The sequence below is a fragment of the Wandonia haliotis genome, assembly GCF_039523435.1.
Classification (GTDB): Bacteria; Bacteroidota; Bacteroidia; order Flavobacteriales_D; family Crocinitomicaceae; genus Wandonia; species Wandonia haliotis.
Map to the genome: position 1 here is coordinate 247645 of NZ_BAAAFH010000022.1, position 26008 is coordinate 273652.

The 26008-nt window shown below is 36.5% G+C and carries 28 protein-coding genes and 1 pseudogene; 9 read left to right on the plus strand and 20 right to left on the minus strand.

The features are described 5' to 3' along the window. Positions 1–218: 218 nt before the first annotated feature. The 10 genes from ABDZ97_RS13805 to ABDZ97_RS13850 all read right to left on the minus strand — a co-directional run bounded on the left by ABDZ97_RS13805 (position 219) and on the right by ABDZ97_RS13850 (position 8486). On the minus strand, positions 219–428 hold the full coding sequence (locus tag ABDZ97_RS13805) for a hypothetical protein (protein ID WP_343788807.1): 210 nt from the start codon (positions 426–428) through the stop codon (positions 219–221). Between the two features lie 22 nt (positions 429–450). Continuing rightward, positions 451–693 (minus strand): hypothetical protein, encoded by a 243-nt coding sequence (locus ABDZ97_RS13810; RefSeq protein ID WP_343788810.1) that lies wholly within the window; start codon positions 691–693, stop codon positions 451–453. Positions 694–908: 215 nt separating this feature from the next. Continuing rightward, a complete protein-coding gene (locus ABDZ97_RS13815) occupies positions 909–1346 on the minus strand; it encodes a hypothetical protein (protein WP_343788813.1) in 438 nt (145 codons plus the stop codon). Positions 1347–1476: 130 nt separating this feature from the next. Continuing rightward, positions 1477–2169, minus strand: coding sequence for a hypothetical protein (locus ABDZ97_RS13820; RefSeq protein WP_343788816.1), 693 nt, complete (start codon positions 2167–2169; stop codon positions 1477–1479). A gap of 85 nt (positions 2170–2254) precedes the next feature. Further along, positions 2255–2806, minus strand: a complete 552-nt coding sequence (locus ABDZ97_RS13825) for an OmpA family protein (RefSeq protein WP_343788819.1) — start codon at positions 2804–2806, stop codon at positions 2255–2257. A 153-nt stretch (positions 2807–2959) separates the two neighbouring features. Continuing rightward, positions 2960–3571: a FeoB-associated Cys-rich membrane protein gene (locus ABDZ97_RS13830; protein WP_343788822.1), complete on the minus strand. Its 612-nt coding sequence runs from the start codon at positions 3569–3571 to the stop codon at positions 2960–2962. 188 nt (positions 3572–3759) lie between these two features. Further along, the gene (locus ABDZ97_RS13835) at positions 3760–5592 is read right to left on the minus strand and encodes a P-loop NTPase fold protein (RefSeq protein ID WP_343788825.1); all 1833 of its coding nucleotides are present in this window, start codon (positions 5590–5592) and stop codon (positions 3760–3762) included. A gap of 271 nt (positions 5593–5863) precedes the next feature. Continuing rightward, positions 5864–6817, minus strand: coding sequence for a hypothetical protein (locus tag ABDZ97_RS13840; protein WP_343788828.1), 954 nt, complete (start codon positions 6815–6817; stop codon positions 5864–5866). A 109-nt stretch (positions 6818–6926) separates the two neighbouring features. Further along, positions 6927–7880, minus strand: coding sequence for a hypothetical protein (locus ABDZ97_RS13845; protein ID WP_343788831.1), 954 nt, complete (start codon positions 7878–7880; stop codon positions 6927–6929). A 99-nt stretch (positions 7881–7979) separates the two neighbouring features. Next, the gene (locus ABDZ97_RS13850) at positions 7980–8486 is read right to left on the minus strand and encodes a hypothetical protein (protein ID WP_343788834.1); all 507 of its coding nucleotides are present in this window, start codon (positions 8484–8486) and stop codon (positions 7980–7982) included. A 228-nt stretch (positions 8487–8714) separates the two neighbouring features. Here ABDZ97_RS13850 and parS point away from each other — a divergent pair, with 228 nt between their 5' ends. Further along, entirely contained in the window at positions 8715–9218 is a 504-nt protein-coding gene (parS, locus tag ABDZ97_RS13855) for a type II RES/Xre toxin-antitoxin system antitoxin (RefSeq protein WP_343788837.1), read from the plus strand. Next, positions 9218–9682: an RES family NAD+ phosphorylase gene (locus ABDZ97_RS13860; RefSeq protein WP_343788840.1), complete on the plus strand. Its 465-nt coding sequence runs from the start codon at positions 9218–9220 to the stop codon at positions 9680–9682. Before parS ends, ABDZ97_RS13860 begins: the two co-directional genes overlap by 1 nt. A 53-nt stretch (positions 9683–9735) precedes the next feature. On the opposite strand, the gene ABDZ97_RS13865 is transcribed toward ABDZ97_RS13860, so the two are convergent. The 8 genes and pseudogenes from ABDZ97_RS13865 to ABDZ97_RS13900 form a co-directional block, all read right to left on the minus strand. Then, complete coding sequence (locus ABDZ97_RS13865; RefSeq protein ID WP_343788843.1) at positions 9736–10605, minus strand: hypothetical protein; 870 nt, start codon at positions 10603–10605, stop codon at positions 9736–9738. 196 nt (positions 10606–10801) lie between these two features. Next, on the minus strand, positions 10802–11545 hold the full coding sequence (locus tag ABDZ97_RS13870; protein ID WP_343788846.1) for a hypothetical protein: 744 nt from the start codon (positions 11543–11545) through the stop codon (positions 10802–10804). 108 nt (positions 11546–11653) lie between these two features. Continuing rightward, entirely contained in the window at positions 11654–12292 is a 639-nt protein-coding gene (locus tag ABDZ97_RS13875) for a hypothetical protein (protein ID WP_343788849.1), read from the minus strand. Between the two features lie 117 nt (positions 12293–12409). After that, positions 12410–12647, minus strand: a pseudogene (locus ABDZ97_RS13880) (tyrosine-type recombinase/integrase); the annotation flags it as partial. Between the two features lie 182 nt (positions 12648–12829). Further along, on the minus strand, positions 12830–13333 hold the full coding sequence (locus ABDZ97_RS13885; RefSeq protein ID WP_343788851.1) for a hypothetical protein: 504 nt from the start codon (positions 13331–13333) through the stop codon (positions 12830–12832). 159 nt (positions 13334–13492) lie between these two features. Further along, entirely contained in the window at positions 13493–14401 is a 909-nt protein-coding gene (locus ABDZ97_RS13890; protein ID WP_343788854.1) for a helix-turn-helix domain-containing protein, read from the minus strand. A 100-nt stretch (positions 14402–14501) separates the two neighbouring features. Further along, the gene (locus ABDZ97_RS13895) at positions 14502–14942 is read right to left on the minus strand and encodes an SRPBCC family protein (RefSeq protein ID WP_343788857.1); all 441 of its coding nucleotides are present in this window, start codon (positions 14940–14942) and stop codon (positions 14502–14504) included. Between the two features lie 12 nt (positions 14943–14954). Next, positions 14955–15782 carry an SDR family oxidoreductase gene (locus tag ABDZ97_RS13900; protein WP_343788860.1) on the minus strand — a complete coding sequence of 276 codons (828 nt, stop codon included), beginning with the start codon at positions 15780–15782 and terminating at the stop codon, positions 14955–14957. 185 nt (positions 15783–15967) lie between these two features. Here ABDZ97_RS13900 and ABDZ97_RS13905 point away from each other — a divergent pair, with 185 nt between their 5' ends. Further along, complete coding sequence (locus ABDZ97_RS13905) at positions 15968–16804, plus strand: GIY-YIG nuclease family protein (RefSeq protein ID WP_343788863.1); 837 nt, start codon at positions 15968–15970, stop codon at positions 16802–16804. 64 nt (positions 16805–16868) lie between these two features. Here ABDZ97_RS13905 and ABDZ97_RS13910 read toward each other — a convergent pair whose 3' ends face one another. Beyond that, positions 16869–18740 (minus strand): T9SS type A sorting domain-containing protein, encoded by a 1872-nt coding sequence (locus ABDZ97_RS13910; protein ID WP_343788866.1) that lies wholly within the window; start codon positions 18738–18740, stop codon positions 16869–16871. Between the two features lie 299 nt (positions 18741–19039). On the opposite strand from ABDZ97_RS13910, the gene ABDZ97_RS13915 reads away from it, so the two are divergent. From ABDZ97_RS13915 to ABDZ97_RS13940, 6 genes are all read left to right on the plus strand, one after another. Beyond that, positions 19040–19840 carry an SDR family oxidoreductase gene (locus ABDZ97_RS13915; RefSeq protein ID WP_343788869.1) on the plus strand — a complete coding sequence of 267 codons (801 nt, stop codon included), beginning with the start codon at positions 19040–19042 and terminating at the stop codon, positions 19838–19840. A gap of 162 nt (positions 19841–20002) precedes the next feature. Further along, positions 20003–20911, plus strand: coding sequence for an AEC family transporter (locus ABDZ97_RS13920; RefSeq protein WP_343788872.1), 909 nt, complete (start codon positions 20003–20005; stop codon positions 20909–20911). Between the two features lie 63 nt (positions 20912–20974). After that, entirely contained in the window at positions 20975–21793 is an 819-nt protein-coding gene (locus tag ABDZ97_RS13925; protein ID WP_343788875.1) for an alpha/beta hydrolase, read from the plus strand. Next, entirely contained in the window at positions 21786–22337 is a 552-nt protein-coding gene (locus ABDZ97_RS13930) for a DUF4269 domain-containing protein (protein WP_343788878.1), read from the plus strand. Before ABDZ97_RS13925 ends, ABDZ97_RS13930 begins: the two co-directional genes overlap by 8 nt. 45 nt (positions 22338–22382) lie before the next feature. Further along, complete coding sequence (locus ABDZ97_RS13935) at positions 22383–23069, plus strand: response regulator transcription factor (protein ID WP_343788881.1); 687 nt, start codon at positions 22383–22385, stop codon at positions 23067–23069. Further along, complete coding sequence (locus tag ABDZ97_RS13940; protein ID WP_343788884.1) at positions 23066–24439, plus strand: HAMP domain-containing sensor histidine kinase; 1374 nt, start codon at positions 23066–23068, stop codon at positions 24437–24439. Before ABDZ97_RS13935 ends, ABDZ97_RS13940 begins: the two co-directional genes overlap by 4 nt. 4 nt (positions 24440–24443) lie before the next feature. On the opposite strand, the gene ABDZ97_RS13945 is transcribed toward ABDZ97_RS13940, so the two are convergent. Further along, a complete protein-coding gene (locus ABDZ97_RS13945) occupies positions 24444–25946 on the minus strand; it encodes a lipopolysaccharide biosynthesis protein (RefSeq protein ID WP_343788887.1) in 1503 nt (500 codons plus the stop codon). Positions 25947–26008 lie beyond the last annotated feature (62 nt).

Genomic DNA, 26008 nt, shown 5'->3' on the forward strand with positions numbered 1-26008 from the left:
CTTCCATTCTAATTGAGGATAACGGTTTGGCTAAGAAACGTGGGGATTTCGAAGTACTTCACTTTCAGTTTAGCACATACGGTAGCCAAAACTTTGTTTTTTCGTTTTAAATTTACCCAACAAAAACGTCAAAACGAAGTTTTGGCGGATAGAAAGCACAGACCTTTCAGTTTGCACTGAAACCCGCATTACGTATAGCCTTTGTTATGGGCTGGTTTTTAGTCGCTTGTTAATTCAAATGTCGCTTGATAAACATTTTGTCCATTAGCAAGTTGAGAGTCTTTTAATAATTGTTCGTAATGAATTTCTTTCAATTTATCATCTGAAACTTGAAAAGGAATTTGTAAGCCGTTTTCAAACTCAATTATTCCGTTGTGAAATGAGTTGTCATTTTTACGTTCTCTATGTATTTTGATGTTAATCTTCATATTATTTCAGAATTTCAGATTCTTATTTCTCAAAAATATCGCTAAACCATTCAGATGAACTCCAATCAGAAGTGTTCTGACTAGTTAAGATACTAACTTCTTTTCCGATAAGATTTTGTGCCTTTGAATAAACTTCTTCAGCAGAGTCCTTATATTTTTTTAGACTCATTTTCCTCACTTCTCCATTCGTGTTTGTAATTTTTACAAATGAATAATCTTTTTTGACATTTGATAGTGTTCCAAAGTCGTTTCTTACATATCCCATACTATTATAATATTTAATTCCCTACTCATATGGCTTTTCAGTGTCGCCCCGTTTTATATGGTTTCTGGTCTCCAATTTTATTTTTTACTTGCCCATAACGGTTTACATATGGCTTGTGACGGTTTCGAAGAACTTTCCTTTCCCCAAAACCAAAGCTGGCTTTGAAGCGAAAACCTTACTGGTAGCCGTTTACCCGCCATAAGCTATATGCTGTGTTAGCTTGCGTTTTTCTTTTTTAATTTTTTCGCGTCAGTAAATTTAATTCTCCAACGCTCTTCTAATTCTTTGTCTTTAAATTTTATAATCGTGTAAGAACTGTCAAAACAGATGATTTCAATTTCAGAGTCAGGGAGTAGAAATTTGTCAGGACTTGTCCAAATTTCACTATTCATGTCAGCGTAGGGTATTTGGTCTTGGTCAAGTTTCAGAATTCTTTTCTTGGTCGCGCAGAATACTCCCCAAATGAATTGGATTTGTCGGCTTTCTAAAATCTCCAAGAGTTCCTGTCCGTCAAAGTGAATTATTTCTGATTCATGGTCAAGTTTCTCCACTACTCCTTTTTCTTTGTAATCGAGCAAAGTGTACTCTTGATTCGTTAAAATCCAATTCAACGATTTCAGTTCTTCCTTGATTGGTTTGATTATTTCACCCATGTCAGTGTGAAATTCAAGTTGTTTTGTATCGTCTAGGATTAGTGTCATTTCAAATGCAAGCTAACGGTTCTCAACTAGGAGATGCGGGCTTCTCGGTTGTGATTGTTCAGCCCGTGGCTTTTAGTTGATGTTATAGAGAGTATCTTATTATTTGCTCAGTTGTATAATTATCATTGTGGAAATTCATTATAATTTTTGTGAGAAATTGATATTGTTTGTCATTTTTTTCAAGTGTAACATATTCATAATTCTTCGTAGCGAACAATTGATTGTCGTGATAAACTTTCTCTTCTTTTAATAAACCTCCTTCGTGGATAGATTCAATTCTGCTATTCACAATTATTTTTTCTCTAATAAATACCCCATCTTCAATTCTTTGTGGTCGACCTATTTCTATATTTCTTAATTGGATGCCATCATATTGATAATAATTAATCCATGAGCTAAACAAAATCGTGTCACTCGCATATATCAATGAATGAACAAAGTTGGTATCTAAATGTGCCTTTATAGAAACAGTTTTAGAATTAGGTAACATTTCATAATCTAAGGATTCGCTGAAATTGTACATTATTCTGGAAAGACGGGAAATGGAATCGTATTTAAAAAGGTAATCCATAAATATTATTTGATTAACCTTATTTTTTTTATCTATTGTGTCCTCTTTGATTATGGTAAATATTTCAATTTGATTTACACCTAAATTTTTTAATCTATTATCCACTGGATTAATCGGCATCCCTTTCGGGAACCAAAATTCTTCATTCTGTGAATAACAATTACTCACAAAAATTATTGTCAATACGGTTATTATGCTCTTCATTCTCTATAACGGTTCTGAACTAGGCAAAGGTGCCTTCTCGAATATAATACTTTTGGCGTTTTTGTTTATTTGCTGTTATGTACATTTATTTTTCAATCGAAGTAATGACGAGCTCTTCTCTTCTGTTTAGTTGATGGAGCATTTCATACCTTCTTTTATCTGTTTTTCGAAATGTATTGATGTAGTGTTCTGTTAATACAACGGGCAAAGCTTGAACATCTTTGGATTTATCCAAATAGTAAATATTATCTTTTACCCAAACTGTTCTTGGGGTTGACTCACCAAATCCTATTGATTTTAACTGTGAAGAATCAACACCTCGTTTTACGAGTCTGCTGTACCAGTCATCAGCGTTTCTTTGAGACAGAACCAAGTTTGCAGAATCACTACCTCTTGAATCAGTGTAAAATCGAATTTCAAACTTGATTTTGTTATTCGATTTTAGAAATTGAGAAATGCTATCAAAAACAGAAGAATACTCTTCTTGAAATTGCTTTTCTGCCCATTCTTCTCCCCAACTTATACAAACCGGATAACGGACTTCAGGTAAAACAAAACTTTTTCCAACATATAGCGAGTCTTGCGAGTACGACGAACTGCAATTGCAAATTAACAGGAAGAGTATAAGCTTCTTCATTTTATTGTACATAACGTTTTAGGGCTTTGCGTTCGGGCGGGTTTCGGAGCACAAAGTTTCAATTTATTACTAAAGTTCATTAGAAGTACAAGGCTCCAATTTTGCACGTCAGCCCGCCTGACGCAAAACCCGTGTTGGTGGCTGGGCTTCCTTTCATCGTCTCATTGATATGTTTTCGTGCACCCATTTTGCTTCTTCGTCTGGCGTTACTTTGTCTAACGTACTACTTATTCTGCTAAAAGTCGCTTGCGGAAAATCGTAAGGTTTGCTGTCGTCAAAATATGGTCCAACTACACCTAAAAACCATCCGTCTTTTGCAGCCCAATGCGGTTCGCTCACTCTCCATTTAAAAACTTCATAGTGAACAAAGTTATTTTGTCCGTCAAAGTCAAAGGTTACACGTTTAATATGTTCAATTTCGTCAGGGCAAGCATCAAGTTCAGTCGGAAACTCTAACCAATTTGCAAGATTACTTTCAGCACCTGAAATTAAATTATTGAACTCCTTCGGAAAAAGATTTGTCTTGTTGTGGTCTGCTAAAAGTTGAAATGCTGTCTGTCTGGTTAATATGTTTTTCGCAAATGGCAAAACATCATTTTCTGTAATTTCTTGTCCACTTTCAAGTTTGTCGTAGAGTTCTTTAACTCTATCAAAACGTTCTGCGTTGAGTTTGTTGTTCTGTCGTTTAACAGTTACAAGTCTGTAAACAGCAAAAACTACAATTGCTAAAACTATCAGTCCGATTATTATAAAAACTATTTTCATTCTTCGTTTATTTTGAATTTGTCTGTCTGTGAAGTGTCAGTTAGCCTTGCCACCAACGGTTTGGCGCTTGGCGCAGTGGCGGGTTTCGAAGCACAAAACTGTCAATACACCACAAAAGTTGATGCGAGGTAGAGTGTTCAATTAACCACTTCACCGGCCATTGAGCCAAACGCCTGTTAGTGGCTGCCTTATTTTTTTCTCGTGTCATTTAGGTGTTGAATTGTCAACATTAAAGTCGTTTCTAATGTGGCGAACAAGAATTTTCTTGGCTGCTCAATGTTTTCATTTTTGTCAAGGTAGTCCGATAACCTTGTCTTTAATTTATTCAAACAGTCTGTATCCTCAAACAAAAACTCTCCAATGTTGCTAATTTCGTAACGATGTCGCAGTAACTCTGTAAAATTGAATAACTGCTTATTGGAAATTTTTAAAATTGTATCAAGTAAAAGTTTGTCGTCTGTGTATTGAAAAAGCTCTTTTGAGAATTTATGCTTTTCAAAAATTTCTGCTAACACAAACTCGTCTTTGTTTGTTAAACAGTCAATAAGTTCGTTGCTGTTTGCAACGTATTCCTCTTTTTTTATTTCGTTATGGATTTCTTTAATAAGTTTCTTTATTACAGTTACGTCAGGGTTTTCGTCCCCAAAATGTAAAAGATTTTCAAGAACTTTGTCATTGATTTGTTTTCGTGATTTAGCAATATCAAGCCCGTCATTGATTATTTTATCAATGTCCTCTTTGCTTTCAGTAATAAGGTTGTTTTTAGAGAAAAAGTAAAAGAAGTTTGCAATTTGAACGTAATCGTAAATGGAATACTTGCCCTCTTTAGCGTATTGTAAAACGTCTTTTGTAAGCCTTGCAAAATCTTCGTCTGATAGTTCACGAAATTTGTAGTGAAGTAACGTTCTGAAATCTTGAATTTCTTTTGAAATGACTTCAGGATAACGTTTTTTAATCTCATTTTCTAATTTTGTTTGGTCAAAATAACCTGACAGAATATATGAATATATTGACGGATAGAAGAAATATTCTTTTACTTTTTTGTCTAAATACTTCTCATAAAAAGTTTCGGCATAAGGTTTATCTCTTTCTTTTTCCTCTTTCTCTGATTTCCTTATTGTCCTTGCAATGTATAAAGAATAGTAGTGTTCGTCAATAATGTCAATACCTTTAAAATTATTGTAATCCGCAGAAGAAAATCCGCCACTTTTATATTCAATTGTAATAATTGCGGAAAACAGAATTATTTCTTGAATATATGCTGTTTCGATATTTTTAAATGCAGGAAAAACTCTTTCCAATGTGTCCAAATAGAAAGTGATTATTCTAAGGTTATCTTGTTTATATTCAATTAATACTTCTGTAATGACATTTTTTTGAGCCATCAAGAAATTATGAAAGTCTGTGTTGGTGCTATATTTGTCAAAGAGGTTAGGCAAAGTTGAAGCAATGTCAAGCTCAAATTTTAAATCACGACCAACTACTTTTTCTTTAATTCTTTCGTATCCGTTTGCCTTGTCAATTTCTGGCTCGTGAGCAAGAATTATTGTTTTCAAGTTTTTATGTTCAACTAAATTATTGATGAAACCTAAAACCTCTTTTACAGGAATTTGGCAACGTTCCAAGTCGTCAAAACAAACTATGTATTTTGAAAAATTAAAAGTGTCAATGCTTACGCCTTTGAAAATGGCTGATAAACTAGCGTTAAGATAATGGCTGCTTAGTTTGTTTAACGCATTACCCAAAAACTTTGTCGCATTTTTTATTATGTTGTTTTCTTGATTGCTAATGAAAGGTATTAGCTTTATGAATAGCTGATGGTCAAGGTCTTCTATTTTGCTAATTCCATTTAGCGACAAATAAATCGTATTAAACTTACTGTCCTTTGCAAGTTTGTCTAATGTGTATTTCCAAAAGTATGTCTTTCCACAACCCCAACTACCATTTAGCAAAATCGCATATTGCGTTTTGTCTGTTTTAATATAGTCGGTAAATATTTGTTCAATATGTTCTGTTGTCATACTTTTTCTGTATAGTGTGCTGTGTCCAAAGGTTGCCACTAACTAGTTTATACATCCAATTTAACCATACACTATCGTCTACAATATGGAAATATTGTACAGTTTTACTGAATATTACATTGTGAAAATTAATGAAATGTTTTTGATTTATAAATCATCAAACGGACTTTGAATGTTTTGTAAGCTTTTTTGACTTACGGTTCTGCAGTAGGAAAAGTGGCGCTTTTCTCGAGTATAATCATGCGCCATTTTTTACCGCATGTTAGCGGTATTATTCTTTTTTAAAATATAAATAATGTCGGAAATACGGTCCATAACCATATTCTTGAACCTCCATGAATAATCCAGTTGGAATAAAATACCCTCTATGTGAATTGATTTCTTTCCCAACTAAATTAAAGTGATTAGCCGTTGTGTTGATTGGATTAGAAAAACTTATTTGGTATTCGCTACAGGATTCCCAATCATAATAGTCTTTAGTTATCTTGTCCATTTTTTTCATCCGAATTGATCCATTGGGATAAAATTTAATTACGAAAGAAGTTCCATTCAAACAATTTGTGTCTTCGCACTGGTTGTAAAAATAGTATCCATCATATCTAATAAATGAAAAAAAATCGGTACGCTCATTCAGTATATTCGGAAAATACTTCATTCCCAAATTCTCGATATTTTTTTTCATCAAAATGACAGAATCCATCGTGCGATATTTTACCTTAAGTTTCTTATTCGTTTCAGGATAATATTTGTATTCAATTACTTCATTTTTCTCTATGTTCTTTATTTCTCGACAAATTAATTTTTTGTCGAATGGATTAGGATTCCAAATTTTAAATGATGTCAGCCCCCAAGAGTATGAATTTGAATCTTGGTGTTGTTTCTTGGATGAAAAATTAGCTGATAATTCTATTTCTCCTTGCGTGTAAAGTCTTGTTTCATTTAAATGGTAAGTACCTCTTTTTTTTATATAGGTTGCCGAATAACCATCCTCTATTCCGTTTCTGTAATGGCGTATTGACAACCTGTTTTTAGATTCAACTCTTACCCAACCTGTTATAGGTTGCTTGTCTTTTAATTCAATTAATATTGGCTTGAGATATTTGTTAAAATTAAACTCAGTTTCCTCCCATTTTATCAGTTTTTCAATTTTCAGAGTGTCTTGACCTATTCCTACGAAGAGCACCAATGTATAAATTACTGTTATTGATAAGGTTTTTAATTTCATTTTATTGCTTGGTTCATGTTGTGAAGCATAACGGTTCTCAACTAGGAGACGCGGGCTTCACGGTTGCGGCTGTTCAGCCTGTGGCTTCTAGTTGATGTTATATGTGGCCTTATTTCCATTGTCTAACTTCTGAATAAATTTTATTAATCCATCTTTTTGCATCTTCGGGTGAGATTACTTCATGAACTAAAATCAACCTATCGACAAATGCACTAAGTTTTCGCTTACTATCAATATTTCCATTAATGTCAAACTTGGCAAAATTCTTTTCATCTTTCATCAAAAACTCTTCATATTTTTTTCTGTTAAAATTTTCAATATGATCATTCAAATATTTGAAGCAGTCTTGATATGTTTGTTTTACAAATGGATTCAATTTACTGAAAGCATCTTTGTAATAAGGGTATGCCCATTTCCATGTTAGTTCTCTTAAATTCTCATTTCCAATAATATTGTAAAGAGTATTCAGTTTAAATGAATTCCATTTGTCTGGTTCTTCATACATATAATCTCCTGAAAAATTTCCTCCTGATATCAACATCCCGTATCCAGTACAGATTTTGTCCAAGTTACCTAAATCATCATAAGATTGTGGTTCAAGAATAAAAGCCTGAAGATTATGATTTAGCATTGATGGTAAAGTCCAGTTGAAATTCAAATACGAATGCTTCCCAAGAATATGTGAACTATCAGGAATCTCTTTTGGAGCATTTGAAATATTCCAATTTAAAGATTCAAAATTCAAATATGGATATATAAATTCATTTCCTTTTAAATCTAAATATCCTTTATACAATCCATAGCCTCCATTATCAAAAATTGAAAAAGCAGCGAATCCTTTCTGAAATGTTCCAATATCTGAATATTTAAACTCGGTGAGTTCTGAGCTGTCTTTCGTAACCAATCCCCACAAATTTCCTTTTAAACCTTTGTAAATACCACTAGAATCTATTTGAATTAAATTGGAATATTTCGTTTCAATTAAATTGGATCCATTTTTACTAGTACCGCAATTGTAGAGAATCAGTAAAGTGAGGATTGTTATAATTTTATAGCGATTCATGTAAAAGAAATAATTGAGTCTTGGTGTTTGGTTACATATAACGTTTTCGCACTAGGCGATGTGGCGCTTTCTCTTCAATAAGTTCGTGCGCCATATTACTTACTGAGTGTTATGTGTATTTCTTAATATTAAATCGTTTTCTGATAAGTGTTCAATTTTCATTAACAATGTATCGTTTTTGTGCTTAAATCTAAATGAGCCATTTTTCATATCAATAGGTAAATATTCTGGTAATTCCATATCGTAATATGAAGCGCCCTGTTTGTCCATAAAAATAATTACACTACATCCGTGTTTTTCAATTGCTGCCTGAATTGTATAAAACTGCTTAAATACATGAAGATCTTTCTCGTTTAGTGTAATTTGTCCGAGATAGGTGGCAAAATATTCAGCTTCATCTGATTTTCCTGATTTAACTTCCTTATTGATTTTTGTTGGATTAATTAGAGTATTCAGATATACAACTTTTGGATCTTTTTTCTCTAGTTTGAATTGTAATGAACCTAGAATTACTTTAAGCTCATTTTCCTCCGTTACCTCTTCAACATCATCTTTATTTACGATATCAGAAATACAATCATCGTCAACCAAATCTGAATGGCTCATTTTTTCATTCTCATTATTACATGAGTAAAATAAAAGCATGATGAAAATTGTATTTATCCACTTCATTTTAGTACTGATTGTCATTACACATAACGGTTAGAGCTATGCTTTCGCCGCCTAACAAATATAACACTTTCGGCGGTGAAGTATAGCCGATGTTAGCAGTATACTTTGATTGCTGGAATAATAGTTGTATATTTACAATAGAACACAAGTAAAAATACAATAATGGGTAAATTAAAAACATCAAGAGAAGTAGGCAGGAAAGAGAGAGGTAAGCATATAGGTGTAGGCCAAAAGAGAACTGGAATTGCTAGTTTGGATAAATTTTCACCAGCTTGGGTTGTTGTACATGCCAAGGACGCACCGGGTTATAAATTAGAACTTATTGACCGTATTCGCAATGGAGTCAAAAAAACCGATTGGAAATATTTGATTTCTTATTTAGGGGCAACTGAAAAAGAGTTTGCGAACATTCTGCCTGCATCAATAAGCAGTATGCAAAAGAAAAGTGTATACGGCAAAGAGACTTCTGAAAGAATCTACGAGTTGGCCAGATTATTCGGATTAGGTTATGAAGTTTTTGATACTAAGGAAGACTTTAAGAATTGGCTTATGACTCCATCTAGAGCGCTTGGAAGCAAGAAGCCTTTTGATTTGCTGGATAGTAGCTTTGGGTTTGAAATGGTCGAAAATGAGATTGTTAGAATTCAATATAACGTGTACAGCTAATGATAGTTTATAGAGTCGCTAATGTGAAGTATAAAAATTCCACTTTATCAGGAATTGGAGCTGAAAAGGTTGGTGGTAGATGGAATGAAATAGGTACTAGAGCGGTTTATTGTTCAGAAAATATTTCATTGGCTTTATTGGAGTATTATGTTCATTCCGAAAATATCACGAACTTGCCGAGCAAGATTTTAGTTGCCAAAATTAAGTTTCCAGATGAATTTAAAATTGAAGAACTAAAAGAGCTTCCAGAGCGGTGGAATCAATATCCTTATTCATCGAAAACCACTTCTGTTTTTACAAGTCTAGCAAAAGACAGGAATGTCTTTGCCCTCCGGGTTCCCTCTACAATTGTGGGTTTGGAATCCAACATAATACTCAATCCTTTATATAAAGACTTTGGAAAAGTTGAGATTGTTGATTTTATAGAGTTACCAATTGATGAAAGGCTTAAAAAAGATGAGTGAAAATAAAGCTAATCTTTAATTCTCTCAGAATAATTACCGCTAACCTTTCTCAACTAGGAGATGCGGGCTTCTAGGGTGTGGTTGTTCAGCCCGTGGCTTTTAGTTGATATTATCCTCATATTAAAATTCGACTCAAACTTTTCTTCATGGATTAATTTGTTATAACAATCATATTGTCTTGAGTAAATTCGATATCCTGCATTATCGCATTTAAATTCAATTCTTTGGCAACCGAACATTCCACCAATCACATTGAAGTATTCATCATATTCAACAGTCATAATTATTGTGTCAGCTTCATTCCAACCATAATCAATATTTAAAACGTAACTAGGCTCATCAATTTGATTAAGCCTCGCAAATGTTGAATCACAAGATTGAACGGTTTTATCTCCAATTTTTGAATAGCTACATGTTTTATATGATAAATTTGAATTCAACGTATCATGATAGTATTTTGTTTCTTCAAAAATTTCACCGTCATTTTTCTTGATGTATGAAATCAAATGACCATTTTCATAAACCCAAAAACAGGATTCGTAACTTGAGTACCTCGCTATCGGTCGGTTAAGATCATCATAGACAACAGAGTCAATTTGGTTACCATATTTTCGACATACGATATTACCATTCTCGTCAAATTTCAGGACTTGCTCAAAAGTCTCACCGTCCTTCTCTCCTTCAGACCAATATCCCTCAATAAATTTTCTATAGGTAACAGTGTCTTCATCTTTAACAATATTGGTTATTCTTCCGAGCGAATCAAATTCTTTTGTTATTGTCAATTCAAATTCACTTAAACTATCACTTGCAGATATTTCTCTCCTCCAAGCTCGAAAGGTTCTAACACCATCCATTTTTAATGGCACTATATTCTTTATGGATATATAAAACCTCCGGTGGATAGCTCCAAACTTGTCCAAACAAACTTGAACTGATTAATGTCATTGATATGATTAAAAATATGTTCTTCATTATTGAGGATAACGTTGATTATAAGAATAGTAGCCGATTGCGTTGCACTTTCCTGTCAAGTTACAAGAAAGTTGAAGCGGGCTACAACCTGTGAATTTACTACTGTCTCGGCTATTATTTTTATACATTGTTGTGTACTGGCTTTTATTCATCCGTAGTTCTATTCCACCAATTTATTAATTCTTCATTTAGTTCCTTATCAATCTTTGGACAAGCATATAACCCAAATAAAACAGCTTGTTTGTCTTTATATGCTTTTATAAAAATTGCTGCATACGCACCTTTTTCTGCAAATCCAGTCGGAATATACGATGAAAGTGGATTCAAGAAACAGCCACAAGAATCTTTTGAGTCCAACATAGTTATCAAAGTATCAATATGTTCTTTCTTTACCCAGTCAACTGGAAATTCATCAAGCATAGTCATGCATGGAATCAATGTTTTATTGTCCGAGTTTACAATTCTTGAAACTGAATTAATAAACGTAATTGGGTCATATTGTTCTGGTCTTGGAAAAAGGTTATTTGATTTCCATATTGAATTTATAAATGCTGTATCTCCGATAGAAAATGACCAATCATTGTTTTCCTTTATCTTATCGTTATTTGTCCTGAACTTTCTAATCGAACCGTCTTTTTCTTTTAATATTATCCAAAATTCAGGTAAGTAATTATACAATCCTACCGATTCCGAATTGTTCCATTTTTCAATAAAAGCTTCTTTTTGTAAATCATTTAGCTTAATTGAATCCTTATCAATCGATGACTTTTTTATATAAATATTCTCTACTGAGTCAATCTGTATTGGATGCTTTTCCGAAAATGTCTTTGAGTTATTCTGTCCGCACGCAGAAAGAGTTAATAGTAAAAATGATAAAATTATCTTCATTGCAGTTCGTTTTTTAAGCTTGCACACAACGGTTTGCAAATAGGCGCTACCGCCTTTTAAATATAGTGCTTTTGGCGGTTGCGTTTATTTGCTGTTATAGGCATCTATTCAACGAGAACCCAACCAGAGATCTCCAACTTTGAATCCATAAGCAATATCCTTTACACCTTCTTTGAATTCAAAATTAAGTTCAGAAATTCGTTGAGCCTTTTTCTTTTTATCATTCAAATATTTTAAATAATCATTGTCAAGGTCAGATTCAAAGTCAGATTCAAAAATAAAATCTTCATCTATCCTATGTTCCCATTCAAATTCAGAAATCTGTCGACCTATTGAACCGAATTGATTGCAATTAAGTTTTTTATAGTCCTTAGGATTAAAGAATGTATTCTGATAAAAATCTATTTGATCATCAATAGCACACACAACTTGTGATTTTGAAATATGTGGTATGCACAGCCATATTTTCAGATAGTATGGCTTGTCTAATTTATCAAGTTTCTTTTTCCAACAATCGTAAATATCAACTAATCCTTTAATAATTTCCTGTTTTAATTGCCCATAAGGCTCAGGAAAAATGGAATTTGTCAATGATATTCGAGTTCCCCAAGGGATAATCCTGACTTTGCAATATTCCCTTTTGTAATTGTCAAGTTCATCAAGATCGAGTTCTTTATTCATTGAAACCCACTGCTCAATCTTTCTGAACTTTCTTTTGTTACCACGTATTTTTCGGGTTCTCTTCATTATTACCTATAACTAGTTTATACATCCAATTTAATCATACACTATCATCTACAATATGGAAATATTGTACAGTTTTACTGAATATTACATTGTGAAAATTAATGAAATGTTTTTGATTTACAAATCATCAAACGGACTTTTTATTCGTTGTATGTATCTATTAATCAATCGCGTGTAATCTCGGTTGTCTTTGAACTGCTATGTCCTAGTAATTCCTGAATAAAGCGAAGATCTGTACCACTTTCCAATAAATGGGTAGCATAGCTATGCCGTAACCGATGAAGTGTGACTTTTTTCTTAATGTCTGCCTTTTTTACAGCTTTTTTACTACTTCTTGAATGCTGGCAGGGCTATATTGTTTAGCGTTGTTTTATCTTTATTATTTAACGATGTGTGATTATTATTATTTAACGCAATTATAGAACTAATAAACTAAAATACAATAAGATTAAGATCTATTTAAGACTATTATCCGAACAGTTTGAGAAGAAATATCAGGACGATAAAATAAACCTTCATAAACACACACCATCCCCATCACTGTAAAAAACTGGAATACCAATCGATAACAAAATGGTACCGGAATCCGTTCTTCTCCAATTGGAGGTTTTCCGGATAAAGTTCCTGAGCGTTACCACCGAACATATAGTCCTTATAATCAAACACAAGAGAATCGATCAGTCCGGAAACGGAACCGTACAAATGAATTTTCCAGTCTTCGGTTGTGTTATAGGTCATTACCACTATCGGATCCGTTGTAAGGTTTTCAACATGTGGAATATTCGAATTGGCAAAAGTATCTGAAACAAATACAAGGTCCTGGTTCGAATCGGTTAAGGTATAATACAGATCTTCTTCAGGCCAGGGATTACCCGTGCTATCCAATCCGGGTATTGCATCTAACGAATATTCATAGATAAGACCTTTTCCGGGATAAGTACACTCCTGCTTAAAACCGGTATTGGTGGCTTTAGGATCATCACATTTTTGTTTACAGGAAAAAAGCATAAATAGCACAAAAGGAATGACAAAGAGCTTCATAAGGCAATACAATTTGATTATCAACAAAGTAACGCCTTAACAGAACAATTTATTGTTCTAAGAAATCCAGTGAAATGGAACTTCAGATAGCAGAACGATATTCAAGTCAGCCAATACGTTCAAACTGTCCGGATTCTTCCTATAAAAATCATATCTTATTTACGAATAACTTCTAAATTCACTCGGACTCAGTCCCGTTTTAGATTTGAATAGTTTACTAAAGTGATTCGGATAGTTGAAACCCAGTTCATAGGCAATCTCGCTGATGCTTTGTTCCGATTGCAACAGTAATTGCTTTGCCTTGTCTATTAAAAACAGATCAATGTGTTCCTTCGCACTTTTCCCTGTTTCGGCTTTTAACAAGTCACTCATATAGTGATCAGACATATTCAGCGCCTTACCACACGCAGCCACGGTCAGCATTCCTTTCTCTGCCAGATCATCGGCAAAATAATCCTTCAGAAAGTTCTCAAACCGCACCAAAAACCCTTTATTGATACTCTTACGGGTGATAAACTGCCGATCGTAGTACCGCTGACAATATTTCAGTAATGATTCCAGATTAATGCTGATAATTTCATTCGTATGTTTATCAATACGCTGATGGTATTCCCGTTCAATTTTCTGCACGATTTCGGTCAGCGATTTTTTCTCTTCATCCGAAAGGTGAAGTGCCTCGTTAGACTCGTATTTAAAAAAGTGATAGTTGCTCATTTGGCTCCACAGATCTGACTGGGTAATAAAATCCTTGTGCACCAAAATACTCCATTCGTCCCCGGTTTCTGAAAAATCAGCTCCCCGGGTAGCAAACACCTGATCCGGTGCAATAAATACCATCGTTCCCTCCTGAAAATCGTAGGTATTCCGACCATACTGCATTTCTGCCTGCTGTTTATCCTTCAGTGAAATCATATACATATCCGCACTGAATCGTTGCTCTCCGAAATTTTCATCCAATTGCAAATCTGCATGTCGCAATACGGAGATCAACGGATGCTTCGGTTTAGGCAATCCAAACATAGCATGTACTTCCGAAAGGGTTTTAACATGAATAACCGGCTGACTCATACTACAAATTTAGTGATTTACAGATGTTTCTTTTTCCTCTGTGATTTTTTATAAAAAACAGCTCCCGACTCGATATATTTCGGGAGCTGTTTTCATTTTTCTATATTCCTGATTCGACCAGTTGTTTCAACTCCTGGTTAAAAACCTTATACCCTTCCAACATTTGTTTTTCGATTTCCTCCACTCCCGGAATATCGGCTCCGTGTAAACCGTCGGATTGTATCAGTCGTGTTCTACTATTTCCGGCATCCTCCAATTCAAAAACATGAAAATCTTTTAATCCCGCAAAAGCATCTCCTGTCCATCCGAACACTTTTCCTTCTTCGAAGAGAAACATCGTTCGTTCAAAAACAATACTTCCCCCATCCGGGCTGACAAACTCCAGTATTAATTGACTCCTCTTTTTGAACGTCCCCTTTGCCGAAAGCATCAGACTCGTCCACTCCGGCCATTTTTCGAGATCGGACAGAACCTGCCAAACGATTTGTCTGGGTGCGTTGATAATAACATCTGTAGAGATATGAATATTTTCGTGCTGCATTTGTTTCTGTTTTTAATGTGAATCCGGATTTACTGTTAACATATCATTTGTACGAGCTTTCCAGGCTTGCTCCTGTGTGGCTTTAATCCAGGGAATGATGGCCTCCGGAATGACATTCCGAAACAGGGAGTTTTCTTCTTCCGCGACGCGGATCATTGCATCTATCATTACCTGTGGATCCAGTTGTTGTTCCAGTGCTGTAGGATCAGTAAATGCCTGAATAATTTCCGGCTTAGACAGTGATACTTCGGGGTTCCACCATTTTAACAAGGTCTCCGCTCCCCGGTCATTGAATCCTGTACCAAACACACCCGGATTCACCGTACAAATCTCTACTCCGGTACCTGTTAGTTCTTCTTTCAGTCCTTCTGCAATTCCTTCCAAAGCGTGTTTTGTAGAAGTATAGATCGCTGCAAAAGGAACTGTAATCAGCCCACCCATCGAGGAAGTGAAAACGACTTTTCCTTTTCCTTTCTTTACCATTTTCGGAAGAAAAGCCTGTACCAACTGTAAAGGGGCAAATACATTCACTTCATAATTTCTACGGACATTTTCAATCGGAATTTCAGCTACCGGACCGGTTTCCATCACTCCGGCATTGCTCATCAATACATCTACATCGTATCTTTCCGCAGCATACTGTCGGTCACTCGCTTTGGTTACATCCAGTACAATTACTTCCAGTTCTACATTTTCCTTTTTTGCTTCTTCCAACAAAATGGTCTTCAACGGCTCAACGTGTACGGCCGCTATCACTCTATGTCCTTTTTTTGCCAGTCCTATCGCTGTTCCTTTACCAAAACCGGACGAAGCTCCTGTAATCAAAATTGTTTTACTCATTTGTTCTGTTTTTAGTTTGTAACAATTTGTAGTACAAAGGTGCAGTCATTCTATCCGGGGGACAGATACAAACCGCAGCAGATCGGATATAAAATGCAGGAAAAGTTCTATTTTTACCCTTTGAAGAGCTTTAAGAACCTGTAATTACGTTCCTGAAATGCCTGATTATAATTGAATAAACAGATATGAAACCTCAAACCATACAAATATTCCTCCCGGACGGATCTCCTACCAGTATCCGGGAAGCTGAAATAACGAATCGCCTGGTAAAAGCTATTTTGTTTCCGCGGAATAAGATGCAGGAAGTAGCCGAACGCGACATGGTCCATTTTACCGGGATCTATTTTTTGTTTGGTACAGATAAAGACGGCAGTAGCCCAAAAGTCTATATAGGAGAAGGAGAAAATTGCTACAAACGTATTCAACTACACAATAGAAATAAAGATTTCTGGACGCATTGTATTGTTGTAACTACCAAAACAAACGAATACACGAAAACAGATGGTAAATTTTTAGAGCATTATTGTCTGGAACATGCTACGAAAATCGGGCGTTACAAAACAGATAATGACAATGGTTCAAAGAAACCATCCATTCCGGAAAGCAGAGAGCACGATCTACTGGATAATTTCGAAACGTTAAAAATTCTTTTAGCAACATTGGGATACCCCCTATTTGAAGAAAAACGCAAAGCGAAATCTTCGAAAGAGCTATTTTACTGTAAAGGAAAAGAAGCGAGTGCCAGGGGAGAATTAACGGATGATGGTTTTCTGGTTTACAAAGGAAGTTTGGCAAACAAAGAAACAAGTAAAACAGTTGGTGAATGGATAAAGAATATGCGGGATTCTATGATTGAAGATGAAATACTGGTCGATAAAAATGGTGTTTTAGAATTTCAGGAAGATTATATTTTTAAATCCCCCAGCGCGGCTGCCTCTACCATTCTGGCACGTAGTTCAAACGGATGGAAAGATTGGAAGAATAAAGAGGGAAAGACATTAGATGAACTAAAAAGAAAATAAAACGTACTGCAACAAAAAGGCCGGGTATCGCTACCCGACCTTACTTGTACTAGCAATCTAAAACCTAGTGTTTGATAATTCGTTTTCTTAGAACACCTTCTTCTGTAGAAAGGTTTACAAAATATACTCCCGGAGCCAGCTCTCTGACATCAATACTGTTATCAGCGTTCATTTCCACCTGAATTTGTTGTCCATTTAAAGCGGTCAGGTGCACAGACGAGATCGCTACATTTGCATCAATAAACAAGCGGTCGTTAACCGGATTCGGATAAACTACCCATTGGTCTTCTTCCTGATCTGTAATTCCCAGATTAGTAATAACTACACACGCTGACGTATCCGGACAAGCAAACGAAGAGGAGGTTACAACCACCGCATAACTTCCATTTGAAGATGGCGTAAACGTCTGATTCGTCTCTCCTGAAATTTCTGCATATCCGTTGTTACAATCCACCCACTGATAAGATACTCCGGTTGCTTCCGATGTTAGGATTCCATCCTGAAATGTAACCGATGTATTTACTACACACATCATGAACAACTCGTTACCGTTTGTTCCATCATCTGCGCTAAAAAACAGAACATCTCCCATGGCAACCAAATCCATTGGATTAGCATCTCCTGCCCCGGGATTAATCGAATGCAATTGAACACTGTTGCCATCGTACGAATACAATTCATTACCTTCACTGGTGCTCATTGCTGAAAAAATCAATTGCTGGTTAACAACCATAAGCATGGAAGGATTTGAACCTGCTGCTCCTGCCTCAATATCCTGCACCAGAGAAACAGTAGTTCCGTCATACATCATCAGCTCGACACCGTTTGCTCCGTTATCTGCTCTGAAAAACACATTTCCATTATACAGGGTAAAATTCTCCGGATTTGACCCTGAAGCTCCCGGATTAACATCCGATGAAGAAAGTGCTGTTCCATCAAAATACCAAAGTTCCCTTCCTTCTGTTCCGTCATCAGCGGCAAAGTACACGCCTCCGTTTCCATCCGGAACATAGTTATCCGGAGACGAAGATGTTGCACCTGTATTGATGTCATAGGTATTCAAATCCGTTCCGTCGTAGGTATAAAATTCAGTTCCTTCTGTTCCAGTCGTTGCTGTAAAGAACAACGTAGTTCCATCACTCGTAAGAGAATACGGATAGGAACTATTCGGACCGGATTGAATATCAATAAGGGTTACCGAAGTTCCGTCATATTTTCTCAACTCGGAACCGTTTGCATCGTCCTGTGCTGAGAAATATAAAATTCCGTTTGATTCCGTAAACTCATTCGCCAGAGAGCTTCCTGATCCGGGATTGATGTCTTCGATTAAACTCGCGGTACTTCCATCAAATTTATAGACTTCTATTCCCGTCGTTCCGTCATCGGCTTTAAAAACCAATTCGTTACCGTAAACGGTAAGACTGGTCGGATAAGAACCATTTGCCCCTGTGTACACTTCGAACATCGTCACATTCGTTCCGTCACACTGCCAAAGCTCTGCTCCGTTTGTTCCGTCATCGGCCGAAAAGACCACATTTCCGTTAAACACGGTAATCTCCGAAACACCGCTTCCGGTTGCTCCGGGATTAATTTCAAACTGCGTAAGACTACTTCCGTCATACTTGTACAACTCTGGCCCTGATGTCCCATTATCAGCAACAAAATACAAGTCACTTCCGACCGCTGTCAGACTGGACGGATACGAACTCCCTACCCCGGGATTGATATCAATCAATGTAGTAGAACTCCCATCATACATCCACAACTCATTTCCATCACTACCATTATCAGCCGTAAAATAAACCGCAGAACCTACAGGAGTAATCTCCATCGGGTAGGAATGATTTCCTCCGGGGTTAATATCTTCGACTAAAAATTGAGACCTCGCACTGAAAGCTGCCAGTGCAACAACCAAGGTAAGATACGTTTTTTTCATAATACTTGTTTTTTGGTGTACCATTAGACACGTAACAACTCCAACATTGGTTGGAGTTTTTTTAGAATCACTGAAAAAAACTATTGGATTCCTAAAAAAATAAAAACAAAAAATAATCACACAAAACCTGTAAAACAGCGAATTACCATCAAAAAACATGTCTCATTTTTTAATTCCTTAAAATTTGTTAAAATTATTTACCCCGTACTCTTTCCCTACTTGTATTCTATCAAAAAAGAGTCCGCTTTCCGGCTTGATTTTTCCTTTTTTCACTATCTTTCTTTACCAAATCAGAAGGCATGTTCACGATCGCAGGAAAAACAGTTTTGATTACCGGAGGTGCCTCCGGAATAGGAAGATTAATGGGAGAGCTAATCCTTCAAAAAGGAGGAACATTAATTATCTGGGATATCGATTCCGAAAAAATTGATCACACGGTCCGGGAGTTAATTCCACTTGGATCTGTAGCAGGTTACCGGGTAAATATTGCTGATGTAACTCAGGTAAAAGAAACCTACCTGAAAACAAAAGAAAATCATGGTACAGTAGATCTATTGATTAATAATGCCGGAATTGTTGTCGGAAAATATTTTCATGAACACAGTGAAGAAGATATCGAACGAACAATGGAAATAAATGCCCGCGCACCTATGTATATTACCCGTCTTTTTCTACCCGATATGCTTCAGCAGAATTCAGGATATATATGTAATATCGCCTCTTCGGCAGGTTTAATTTCCAACCCGAAAATGTCGGTCTATGCGGCCAGTAAATGGGCATTACTGGGATGGTCGGATAGTATACGACTGGAAATGAAACAACTCCAAAAGAACATTGGAGTAACAACTGTAACTCCTTATTATATCAATACTGGAATGTTTGATGGCGTGCGTTCTGTTATTCCTATTCTGCAACCGGAAAAGGTCGCTAAAAAAGTGATTCGCAGCATTGAACGCGGTAAACCTATTGCCAGCATGCCCTGGAGTATTCATTTTGTCCGCTTCTTTCAGGGAATTTTCCCGATTCCGTTTTTCGATTGGTTTGTCGGGAAAGTTTTGGGTGTGTATACAACAATGGAAGACTTCAAAGGTCGACATTAGTCCGACATTCTGAAACAGAAAAACCGGATCGTGATTCCCTCCCACTTTACTCACACACAACACATAACATTTTCCTTCGGAAATCTGACACAAAACAAATCTCCTTTACTCCGCTTTAGCCCGTAAAATCTCTGTAGCTTTGTCGTAAATACGTTCGGTATAATGACAAGTATTATTCTTCTTTTTCTATGCCTTTTCATCGGAATTGGCATTCGTTACATCAAGGCTTTCCCCAGAAACACACATACTACGCTCAATCAATTTATTATCTATATTTCACTTCCGGCGATGGCTCTCCATTACCTGCCGAAGATTAATTTCTCATGGGATCTGTTGTTTCCTGTTGCTGTCCCCTGGATTGCATTTGCCGGAGCATTTTTACTCTTTGCCGGTCTGGGGAAACTATTCGGATGGTCCCGATCATTAATCGGCTGTCTGATCCTGACCGGAGGACTCGGAAATACTTCATTTGTAGGAATTCCTGTCATCGAAGCCCTGTATGGACAAGAAGGACTGAAAACACTTATTATGGTTGATTTACCGGGAACTTTTGTTGCCTTATCAACCGTTGGGATACTGGTCGCTACGATTTATTCGAGAGGAGAAAATAATTTCGGACTCATTTTCAGGAAAATATTTACGTTTCCTCCCTTTATCGTTTTCCTGATTGGGATTGGCCTGAATTTACTGAACGTTCAGTTTCCTGATTATCTGGATGAAGTTTTTTACAAACTCAGTGCTACGATCACGCCAATAGCACTTGTTTCTGTAGGGTTTCAGTTGAAAATCAAAGAACGGAGTAAACACTGGCCCTTTTTATTTCTCGGGCTATCGTATCAATTGATTGTATTACCTGCATTCATTTATCTTCTCTACATCGTATTTCTTGGTCAGAAAGGAACAGCTATCGAGGTTTGTGTTATGGAGGCAGCCATGGCTCCGATGATCACTGCCTCTATTATTTCTTCGTCCTATGGTCTCAAACCCCGTTTAAGTAATATGATGGTTGGTGTGGGAATTCCTGTATCCTTCCTTACTCTTGCCTTGTGGTATTTTATTTTACAGGTATAAAACGCTATACGAATTCCGCAATTTTATTTACCTTGCTTTCGGTTAACCTTATATTTTATCAATATGCGTTTATATATTTTCGCTCTTAGTGCCTTATTATGTAGCATCACTGGTTTTGGGCAGCATAAGTCGCAGCCTATTACTATCGGAGAAACGGTGACATTACATTCTGAAATTCTACAACAGGAAAGAAAGCTGAATATCTACTTACCTCAGGGGTACTCTCCTGACTCGATAAAGCGTTACCCGGTTCTTTATCTTCTGGATGGATCTATGCATGAAGATTTTATTCATGTGTCGGGGTTGACGCAATTTGCTTCTTTCTCCTGGATCAATATGATGCCGGAATGCATTGTTGTCGGAATAGCCAATACAGACCGCTACCATGACTTTACTTCTCCCTGTGACAAAAAGGAGTATAAGGAAATCATTGAAAACAACGGTGGTTCAGAAGACTTTACTTCCTTTCTCGAAAAGGAGGTACAACCCTTTATTGACCAGAACTATAAGACCACAAAAAGCAAAACACTCATCGGACAATCGCTTGGCGGACTTTTAGCCACAGAGATTCTTTTTAAACACCCCGATCTGTTTGACAATTACCTCATCGTTAGTCCAAGTTTGTGGTGGGATGATCAGTCGCTTCTGGAAACGACTCCCCTCCCCTATACTTCGGATAAATCTGTTTATGTAGCTGTTGGAAACGAAGGAAAAGTGATGAAAAAAGTTGCGCGAAAATTATATAGTAAATTGAAAAAAGTAAGTCCTGAAACCACTTCGGTTTATTTCCGTTATTTCCCAGAACTGGATCATGGTGATGCACTTCATCAATCTGTGTACTATGGCGTGAAGAAGATATTTTACCCTGAAAAGCGTGATTAATTTTGAAAACATCGACTATCTCCAAACCGGGAATAAACGTCAGCGAGAGGCTTACCAGACACTGACCCGACACACACTACTGGAAAGACTGGTCGAGTTTGATCCGCTTCTTGCAGGTACAGTACCAATTGGGATTAATCTTCCCTCCAGTGATCTTGATATTGTCTGTTCTTTTCAGTCTCCTGATTACTTTGAGAAGTTCATTCTCTCCCGTTTTCAGAAAGAAGATCAATTTCGGATCAGGTTGATAGAACACCCGGCAGGTAAGGCCATTATCGCTAACTTTTTTCTGGATACATTCGAAATTGAACTCTTCGGACAAGCTGTTCCCTCCAAACAGCAATATGCCTTTCGACATTTACTCGTTGAACATCAGCTTCTGGTACAATTCGGTGAAGAACTACGACAAAAGGTAATTCATCTCAAAGAACAGGGATATAAAACAGAACCTGCTTTTGCAGAAGCACTTGGCATACAAGGAGATTCATACATTGAATTACTCCATTTACCAGCCGATTTATCAGTTCTCTCAATAAAAAAATAATTCCCGGGCACCCAAAGAGCTGTTGTTATCCCTACCTTTACGAATATGAAAATTCTAGTCATAGAAGATGACCCCACATTGAATCAAAACATCTCCGAAGCACTGGAAGCTGAAAAGATGATTGTCGAACGTGTATTTGATGGTTCATTGGCGGAAAGAATGCTCAAAAAGGATGTTTTTGATTGTGTGATCATGGATATTAATCTTCCCGGAAAAACAGGATTTGATGTCTGTCGTGAGTTTCGCACCTTCAATACCATTACACCGGTAATTATGCTTACGGCATTCAACGAACTGGAAGACAAGGTAAAAGGATTTGACTGTGGAGCGGACGATTATCTTACCAAACCCTTTTTCATGCGGGAGCTGTTACTTCGCATTCATGCCCTGGTAAAGCGTGCTAAAAATCAAAAAAACAATCCTGACGAAAACGATACCTTAACTGCCGGAGATATCCGCATCGTCAAAAGCAGAAAAAAAGTATTCCGTCAGGAAAAGGAAATTCAACTCACACCACGAGAATATCAGATTTTGGAACGCCTGAGTAGTAATCCGGGAGAAATTATTTCCAAAAAAGAGCTGATCAACGAAATCTGGGGTACTTCCTTCGACACCAACACCAATACGATTGAAGTGTATATTAACTTTCTCAGGAATAAACTGGACAAGCCTTTTGGTAAGAACAGTATAAAAACAAAAGTCGGTTACGGTTATTTTTTGGACCCTGAATGAAAATACGTAATAAAATACTGATTTATTTTTCCAGTACAGTGATTGCTTTATCAGCAATTTCCTTTGTACTGATCTATCTCCTTTTTTCAGAGTACCGGGAAGAAGAATTTCAACAGCAGCAAAATGAAAAAATCAAATACACAATTGGTCTGATCACCGACTTTAAAGACATGAGTGAAGAACTCTCCTTTCTCATGGACGAACAAAACATCAATGACTTTTACGATGAAAAACTACTTGTATTTGACAGTCAAAAGGACCTGATATTTTCCAGTCTGGATGACCTCCCCATCACACACTCTAATGAAATTCTGAATCAATTATCTCCTTCCAAAAGATGGATAGAAACCAAAGACGGGAATTATGATCTGATCGGAGTTTATGTTGAAAATAATGGTAAAAGCTACTATGCCATCAGTAAGGCGTATGATGAATTCGGATATTCTAAAATGTACTATCTGAGAACAGTTCTTACCGGATTATTTATTGCAATTACCGTGATCGTCCTCTTTGTATCTTTCTTCCTCTCCAATGCTATTTCCAAGCCCATTACTCGCCTTGCAGAACAGCTTACCCGAACCGATCTCAGTAGCGAAAAACCTGTTGAACTGGATCCAGACACTTCATCGTATGAGTTAAACTATTTAACCGATCGCTTCAATGAGTTACTCCGCAGAACCAATACCGCATTTTCATTTCAGCGCCATACCATCCATCACATTTCACATGAGTTAAAAACACCCGTTGCTGTGCTCGTTTCCGAACTTGAGAAAACAAAAAATACAATTCATGACCCTCTTTTGGAAAGCAGGTTAGATAATCTGGTGAACAAAGCCAAGTCACTGGGAGAAATTATTAATGTTCTGCTTGAAATTTCCAAAATCGAATCCGGTCAGGATATACAGAAAACTAAACTTAGAACAGATGAAATTCTATTTGACCTCATTAGTGAGCTAGCCAGTATTTATCCTGATTTTCATTTTGAAATTCGCTATACCCCTGATACATTTAATGAAGATCGCCTTATCCTTACGGCTAACAAGATGCTTCTCAAGCAAGCATTTCTCAACCTTCTGACTAATTGTGTGACATACGGAACTGAAAACAGAGCGGAAATACATCTGGATTGTTCATCTCCCGAACAACTACGAATTGCTGTTATAAATCACGGAAATCCTGTTTCAAAAGAAGAGGAAAACTACCTTTTTCATCGTTTTTTCAGAGGAGAAAACAGTCGCGGCAAATTGGGGTTTGGACTCGGATTAGTACTTACACAACGTATTATACGTTTTCACAACGGTTCAGTCTCCTATCAAAACCCATCCGGAGATGAAAATATTTTCGAGGTTGTGTTTACTAATAAAGTCTAGAAAACTAGTTACCGGAAATCACGCGAAATACTTTTCGGAACACATTATTAATTACCGTATTTACATCCTCTGAACACTTTAATACATAGACCAAAGGAATAAATGAAAGGGTAATAATCCCTCCCTTCCAGAAAAGATTAAGATATAGATTTTCAAGATCCGGCAGAAAACCTGACAATGCTAAAACGCCCAGAAACACACTCATTGACTTCAGTGTTTTAAGTGAAAAAGGAGACAAACCGTACCGGGATTTCAGGAAAATAAATCGCACTAAATTAATCACAAAAACAGATACTAATGATCCCAATGCAGCTCCTACAATTCCGATTTCCGTGATGAACCAATAATCTGTAAGTACCAGAAGAACAACAGAAATAACGGATAAAATTACGTTGAAGTAGTAGTAACGGGAAACAGCAATGATCTGATAATTCACCGATGCAATTACATCTGTAAACTGCGCTAAACCAATAAAAAAGATTACCCATATTGCTCCCGAAAATGGTTCTCCGAGATACTGCTCAACGGAATATCGGTTCCCCCAAATCATTAAAAACACATAACCGGCAACGACCATTAAAACCTCACTACTTTTTTTGTAGATTGCCTGAATTTCGCTCATCTCTTTTTTAGCAAAGGCTTCCGCTATAATAACAATTGCCACGCGTGTCAATCCACGTGCAGGAATCCCGACAACTAACCCGAAAAAGAACAATGTGGAATATACACCCACCGCTTCTTCTCCAATCAACCATTGCAACATAATGGTATCGACATACAAAATAATTCCAGCGCTGATGATCTCAAACAACCCCACCATTGAAACACCCCGCATCTCTTTTCGTTCCTCCTTAGAAAAAGGTCCCGGAGCCGACAAATGAAAAATCTTTAGTTTTTTCAGAAAGACAAAAGAAAGTACAAGTGGTAGAATAAAGATTGACATATTAAAGTAGATTAAACCTACAAAATCAATCCATTCAAAGTAGTACAAAGCTAATCCTATAATGGGAAACACTTTCAGGATGATACTATCAGAAAAAATCCCCAGGGTACTGACTTTATTTGCTCTCAGATAACCGTCCAGAATATTCTGAAACAATCTCGCTATTATAACCAGAATGACTCCCAGATAAAAATTGTTTGTATAGGCAAACTCCTCCAGCGATTCGCCTTCCTTATTTTCAAAAAAGAAAAACTCTGTTGCCAGAAAAACAGGGATCATAATCAAAGCTCCCATTATTCCGATCAGTAATACCAAAGAAAACAACCCCCGGTTATTATCCTTTTCCGATTGAAAAATGGGAAACATTCGCAGAGTGGTAAAGTTTGCGCCCAACGTAAAAATACCGGAGAACATAGCCGTTGTATTGAGAATAATCTGCAACAATCCAATTTCTCCTTCGGATAAAATTTTAGGACGGATCAGGGCAGTCCCTATAAAACCGATAATCACTCCTGCATAAAGTATGATCAGCGAATAAGTTGACTGCTTTTTGATAATTCCCATACCTGTTATACCTGAAAAAGCAAATGTAATGAATATAGTCAGGAAGACCGATAACTAATTAC